Source organism: Verrucomicrobiota bacterium (assembly GCA_016200005.1).
Classification (GTDB): Bacteria; Verrucomicrobiota; Verrucomicrobiia; order Limisphaerales; family PALSA-1396; genus PALSA-1396.
Map to the genome: position 1 here is coordinate 1 of JACQFP010000008.1, position 6,266 is coordinate 6,266.

General features: G+C 56.8%; 7 protein-coding genes. All 7 read right to left on the reverse strand.

Annotated features, from left to right (window positions below):
• A partial coding sequence (locus tag HY298_03035; protein MBI3849255.1) for a hypothetical protein occupies positions 1-1,560 on the reverse strand: 1,560 nt, incomplete at its 3' end.
• Between the two features lie 9 nt (positions 1,561-1,569).
• Positions 1,570-1,968 (reverse strand): hypothetical protein, encoded by a 399-nt coding sequence (locus HY298_03040; protein ID MBI3849256.1) that lies wholly within the window; start codon positions 1,966-1,968, stop codon positions 1,570-1,572.
• A gap of 73 nt (positions 1,969-2,041) precedes the next feature.
• On the reverse strand, positions 2,042-2,761 hold the full coding sequence (locus tag HY298_03045; GenBank protein MBI3849257.1) for a DUF1559 domain-containing protein: 720 nt from the start codon (positions 2,759-2,761) through the stop codon (positions 2,042-2,044).
• A gap of 26 nt (positions 2,762-2,787) precedes the next feature.
• The gene (locus tag HY298_03050; GenBank protein MBI3849258.1) at positions 2,788-3,567 is read right to left on the reverse strand and encodes a prepilin-type N-terminal cleavage/methylation domain-containing protein; all 780 of its coding nucleotides are present in this window, start codon (positions 3,565-3,567) and stop codon (positions 2,788-2,790) included.
• Between the two features lie 24 nt (positions 3,568-3,591).
• Positions 3,592-4,350 carry a prepilin-type N-terminal cleavage/methylation domain-containing protein gene (locus HY298_03055; GenBank protein MBI3849259.1) on the reverse strand — a complete coding sequence of 253 codons (759 nt, stop codon included), beginning with the start codon at positions 4,348-4,350 and terminating at the stop codon, positions 3,592-3,594.
• A 108-nt stretch (positions 4,351-4,458) separates the two neighbouring features.
• A complete protein-coding gene (locus HY298_03060) occupies positions 4,459-5,289 on the reverse strand; it encodes a type II secretion system protein (GenBank protein ID MBI3849260.1) in 831 nt (276 codons plus the stop codon).
• 60 nt (positions 5,290-5,349) lie between these two features.
• Positions 5,350-6,266, reverse strand: a 917-nt coding sequence (locus HY298_03065; protein ID MBI3849261.1) for a hypothetical protein, incomplete at its 5' end; no start/stop codon positions are given.

Genomic DNA, 6,266 nt, shown 5'->3' on the forward strand with positions numbered 1-6,266 from the left:
CGGCGACAGCTCCAAATATGTCACCACTTCCTGCGCAAAATTGTCCGGGCTGCCCGTCGTCCCCGGTATCCCGGGTATCAGCGCGTCGGGCCGGAAATTCCCCACCCCCCCCATCGGCGCCCCCGGACCGTCCTTGTGATAGTTGATCACGCCCGGCTCGTTATACACAAACGTCCCATCGCTGTTGGTCGTCGCGATGTTGACATACAGAGGATAAGCAAGATTCGTCGTGCCCACCCGCCGCTGCCCCGATAACTGCAGGTCCGCCCGGCTCACGCTGAACTCATCATCCCCCCAACTTCGCCCCGGATAGCCTCCCGCAGTCTGGCCAACTGGATCAATCTGAAACACCCGCACCGCAAAGCCCGTCGCGCTTAAATTAACCGCCCCCGTCGGCACCGCGTAACTCGGCGGAATCGTAAAGTAGTTGGCGGTCATGTAGCTCCAGGTGTTGGTCCGGGTCGTCACCGGCGACCCGTTGTCGCTGTAGATCAACGTCGCCGTGTGCGCCGAACAGGGCGCCGCAATCGTGGCCGGCGTGTACGACACCATGGTGACGCCGCCGACCTTGTTGGTCGTGGGCGTGACCAGCACGCCGTCCACCCGCAGACTCACCGAATTGGGATTGAGTTGGGTGCCCTGATCCACCAGTTCCACTTTGATCGGCGCCTGCGGGGCCGCGTCCAGCGCGTTGGGCTTGGGCAACACCGACCGGGCGTAGAGCTTCAAGACGCTGGCCTCCCGATACGCTTTGATCGCGGACGGATTGGACAGATCGTTGATCAGAATCCGATTGGTGCCGGACAAGGAGTAAAACTCAATTTCAGAGGTGTAGCCACTGTTAAACCCACTCCCTTCCCACCAGAGCAATCGGACGGGGTAGAGGCCGGCTTGTTGGACCACCACCGAGAATTCCGAGCGCGTATTCCCGTACCGCCCGTCGCCCGATGCATTCCAAAGGATGTAAGCCATTCGCCCGCCATCAAAGACGGCTGCGGGCATGGCAAAGGCGTCTTTGGGATTGGTGCCCACGCCGATGCTCAACAGAAAGCCTTCGTCGCTGTTTACGCCCAAACGATTCGTCCCCGCCGGCAAATCCAAGTACGTCAGAATCTCCGCCACATAATTGTTGTCGCTGAAGTTAATCCCCGGAATCCCCGGCGTATTATCGTCCAGTGCGAAATCGCCAAATTGCTTGAGCACGCCCCACTCGCTCAAGTTGATGACATTCGTAACCACATAGTTGAAACTCGAATCGGCCGGGTTGGGCGTGGCCTCGTTTGCGTACGGCAACGCGGTCGCCGGATCAATGTAGCCGTCGGCTAGTTGCCGCCCGGCGTTGGCCAGGCTGTTCTGGTTGCCGGGAAAACGGTTCACGGGAAGCTGATGGATCTTCAGCTTGAAACCCGGCAGATTGGTGTTCACCGATCCGGGCGGCGCCGCCAAACCGGGCGGGATGACGGTCTGCGCCGAAAGCGAAGCCCATCCGAAAATCACCACCAGGCCGAACACTCCATATTTAATCTTGATGTTGTAATGCAAAGTGTATTTTGTTTTCATAAATGGAGTTCAGCGTCCTGTCTTTCTTATGGCATCCAAAGCTTTCTGTGCGGCGGGATTTCCGGAGGCGGCTTTGGCGGCCATTTCGCGCTCGACGGTCAGCCGCGCTTTTTCAACTGCCGAATATTGATCAACCGTAATTCTCGGGGCGGATTGGAGCGCTCTTAACTTGAAGAAGGCTCCCGCATAGTCATTGCTCTTCATGGCCGAAACGGCGGCGTTGACCGCTTGCTGGACTTGGATGGACTGATCTGGAGTCGCAATCTCGCGATTGGCCGGAGGCGGAGTTCGGGACTGAAAAGCTTTTTGCAACTCCGCGGCGGTGCTCGCCGTGGTGTCTTTGCCGCACCCGACGATCATCAAAGGAGCGCAGAGGCAGATGGCAAGAACCAAAATGTATCGTCTCATAAAAGTTCTTAAGTTTGTTCTGATGAAGAACGGTTCAAATAATCGCGGAAGACCCCAACCGCCTCGAGAGTTGTCAGGGAACGAAATAAAAACGGTCCGATGCTGCGTTAGCTAACGCTCGATACACTCTAAATTTCATGAATTCCACGTGGCCGTCAACCACACCAAAAGGTGTGCCGTCATCGTGAATACGGCCGATCGGTTCATCGGGATAGTTGGAGCCGTCGTTGTAATTTAAGCTGTCTGGCCCCATATACAATACGAGACCATCCGTCCGAAATTGAATGATTTTGTACCAGATGTTTTCCGGCGGTACTCGAAAGCCGCAAGCCTCGCCATTCATGATGTAGTCGCTCAATTTGTTAACCCGAGCCTTGAATTGCGGAGTCTCGAGTTTGACGGATGGACAACGCCAAACGCTGTACGTCTTCAAATATCCCCAAAGCACGCTCTTCTGGAGGTTGGTTTGCGTGTCACTGGGATTGAAAGGATTGGCGGTGAGCCACCCGGGCAACCGGTTGTATTCGGGCCCCCGGCCGTCGGTAGATCCCCAATTCGGAAATGGCCAGTAATCCCGGTTATCTCCGGCGTAAAGATGGCAGGCCAAGGTTAACTGCTTCAAATTGTTGATGCACTGCGTGCGGCGGGCTTTCTCCTTGGCCCTGGCCAGTGCAGGCAAAAGCAGCCCTGCCAAAATGGCAATGATGGCAATCACCACCAGCAGTTCAATCAACGTGAAGCCGCTCTGGACGGAGTTGGGTGATGGGGTGAGATGTGGGTTTTTAGTCTTCATAAATCGGCATGCTAAGCCGGGCTAGATCACTTGCTTCCCACCGTCGTCTGCATGCGCGCCAGGTCCGGGTCGAATCGAACTGCTGGGGCATCATAGCCGGTGAATTTCAGTACCGAGGTGCGTTTCCACTTCCAGTATTCCACGTGTCCGTCAGCAAAGGACATCGTGCAGCCTTTGTTGTGACGACTCGCCGGCCAGTCCCACCAGAACCACGCGCCGGCAGGCCGAATGCCCAGAGAAGCGTTGTCAATGCTGTCTTCGTTTTCATCCCAAAGCACGCTGGCCAGGGAGGGGCCGGGGTTGTGGATGTCGGATTCTTTGCGGTTAATTTCCTGATAGCCCTGATAGCCCGCTGGCGCACCCATCCAAGGATAGCTCATGGCGTAACTGCGAAACCGAAGGATGGATTTGTCGGTCACCTTCGACAGGTCGCTCGGGCAATGGTAAATCCCGATCGTGGAGTTGTACGGGAAAAAGGCCGAGCGCTGAATGTTCGTCGGCGTGGCGTCGATCTTGGCGCCGCCGGCGACCCAGGATTCTGCGCTGAGGGTTTCGATTGGCGTCCCCGCATTGTTGGGGGCCAGTTTGCCTTCGGAGTCCAGCGCGTAGAGATGCCAGCACAACTGCAACTGCTTGAGGTTGCTCGTGCAGTTTATCATTTTGGCTTTGTCTTTTGCTTTGGACAGCGCCGGCAAGAGCAACCCTGCCAGAATAGCAATGATGGCAATCACCACCAGCAGTTCAATCAGCGTGAAGCCGCACTGGACAGAGTTGGATGATCGAATGACATCTGGTTTCGCTTTCATACATTCGCCTTCTTCTGTCATGGATCATTTGGCACCCACCGTCGTCTGCATGCGTGCCAGGTCTGGGTCTCCTCGAACTGTTGCGGCTCCATAGCCGGTGAATTTCAGGACCCAACGACCTTTCCATTTCCAGTATTCCGCGTGTCCGTCCGCAAAGGACATCGTGCAGCCCTTGTTGTGGCGGCTGGCCGGCCAGTTCCACCAGGACCAGTCGCCGGCGTGCTCGATGCCGAGGGAAGCGTTATCAATGCTGTCTTCGTTTTCGTCCCACAGCACGCTGGCCAGCGAGGGACCCGGGTTGCGGATGTCAGATTCCTTGCGGACGATTTCCTGAGCGCCGGGATCGCCGTTCATCCAAGGATAGCTCATCCCGTAACTCCGAAAGCGCAGGATGCCTTTGCCGGTCACCTTCGACAGGTCGCTCGGGCAATGGTAAATCCCGATCGTGGAGTTGTACGGGAAGAACGCCGAACGCACGATGTTGCTGGGCGTCTCGTCGATCTTGGCGCCGCCGGCGACCCAGGTTTCTGGGCTGGTGGTTTCGATCGGCGTCCCCGCCTTGTTGGGGACCAGGTTGCCGCCGTAATCCAGCGCGTAGAAATGCCAGCACAACTGCAACTGCTTCAGGTTGCTCGTGCAGTTTATCATTTTGGCTTTGTCCTTTGCTTTGGCCAGCGCCGGCAAGAGCAACCCTGCCAAAATGGCAATGATGGCAATGACCACGAGCAGTTCGATCAGCGTAAAGCCGCTGCTTGAACCCGGCCGGTGTAGAGGATTGGTCATGGGCTGTACTCCAGGCCCGCCTTCGAGCTTGGAAGAGGCGGTCAGGAGGCCTTTGGTTTCTCTGCGTTTAACCACGTATAATTTTGCGTTGTTCATATACTTGGTCGATTAGAAATTTGGGTCGTCCGAAGGAAGGAAGCGTTGGAGTCGCTCCAAGTCGCGTATCTCGTCCGGCTTGGCATCGCCGAGGAAATTCTTTCCAGCCGATTTCCACTTCAAATGTTCCACGTGGCCATCGGCCAGCGACAGGTTGGCGCCCCGGTCGTGGCGTTTGCTGGGCGAGTCGGCCCAATATTTGGCGGGATATTTTCGAATACCGAGATTGCCGTCGTTGATTGGAGCGGACGGGTTTTCCAGGTTGTCCGCTTCGTCCATGAATACCACGGCCTGAGTCGGCGGGGGTTTGATGATTTGGGTGAACTTGATTTGATCACGGGCACCCATTTCACTGCTCATGGCATAACTGCGCGTGATAGGACCATTTTGACCTCGGGTTTTTGTTGTGGATTTGTCGGCCGGACAAACATAGATGGCAACTGATTTGTTGTAACGGAAAAGCACCCCTTCCTGGATTTTGATCGGGGTGGTTTCGACTTGAGCGTCGCCATAGATCCAGGCCTCACCATCGGCGGGCGTAATGGCCTTATTATTCGGCGGCAAGAACTCTCGATTATCATCGCCATACATCTGGCAGCAGAGTTGAAGCTGTTTCAGTTGGCTGAGGCATTGGGTATTGACCGCGCGGCTTTTGGCCTTGCTCAAGGTGGGCAAGAGCAAGCCGGCAAGAATTGCGATGATGGCAATGACCACCAACAGTTCGATCAGCGTAAAGCCGCGTGTTCGGCTCTGTCGAAAGCAGGGATTCGTCATGGGCTTCGCACCAAGCCGGGCTTGCTGCTTCAACACGTCGTTCGAGAAGCCCTTGTGACCGGCGTTCATAGGGCATTTTAGCTCGACCGAAATATTTGGTCGCATTTGATTTTCCAGTTCATCTTCTTCTTATCGGCGCAGCCGATAGAATTTTTGGTTGCCGGTGGGTGTTTCCACCAGCGGACTCGGGCACGCCAGATCCGTCCACGGGCCAGTTATGTTATCCGCGGTTTGCAGCGTCCCCAGACCGTCCCAGGAAACCACGACGCTTGATCCCAGCCGGTAAATCTTCAACTGCAACGGCAGCGCGCTTAACGCGCTTTCCGCAGGCCCCAGATCTTCCGGCCGGTAGAACTCATTGGTCGTGAGCAGCAGTTTGTCCATGTACAGGCCGTCCTCCCGCATCCAGATACTCACCGTATGCAAGCCGACGCTCGGTACGATCAGTGGGGTGGCGCTCCGCGACCAGGTCCACTCGTTTCGGAAGCCGGAAATTCGCCACTCAAGCCCGACGATCTGGTTAAGATCGAGTGCGAAATAGCACGAATCGGCGCCGGTATCCATGGCGGCGCCACGCGCCCAAAGGTAATTGGTGCCAGTGTGTGTAAAGCTGACCTGATAGTCCAGTCGGGGAACAAAGGCGGCCTGATCAGGCGCCGTGCCCGCGTTCGGGGTCAGGTGCAAATACCCGTCGCCGGAATAATCGATCTTCGTCGGGAGCGGATTCGCGTCCGAAAACCGGAACAGCAGCGATGGAACCGTCGCATCCGGGTCCGTGGGCGGCGTTTGCAGGTCGTAATCCTCCGCTTCCACTACGGCAAACCCGCTGGCGTCCTCCTGCAACACCGTTCGCTTCGTCCGAAAGGTCGCACTCTTGCTGTAGCTGTTCCCGTTCGTATCGCTGCAACTCCACACCGCCGTGTTGAGCGACAAATACGGCAGATTGCCCGGCGGCTGGTAACTGGCCGTCGTCACCGCCCCCGTCCGCGTGATCCCCGGCGTCACCGCCTGCCCGTTGAAATTCAACTGCACCGAGTTGCTCACCA

Coding starts and splice junctions, on each gene's coding strand:
- HY298_03040 (MBI3849256.1), bottom strand. CDS start 1,968: ATGAGACGATACATTTTGGTTCTTGCCATCTGCCTCTGCGCTCCTTTG.
- HY298_03050 (MBI3849258.1), bottom strand. CDS start 3,567: ATGAAAGCGAAACCAGATGTCATTCGATCATCCAACTCTGTCCAGTGC.
- HY298_03055 (MBI3849259.1), bottom strand. CDS start 4,350: ATGACCAATCCTCTACACCGGCCGGGTTCAAGCAGCGGCTTTACGCTG.
- HY298_03045 (MBI3849257.1), bottom strand. CDS start 2,761: ATGAAGACTAAAAACCCACATCTCACCCCATCACCCAACTCCGTCCAG.
- HY298_03060 (MBI3849260.1), bottom strand. CDS start 5,289: ATGAACGCCGGTCACAAGGGCTTCTCGAACGACGTGTTGAAGCAGCAA.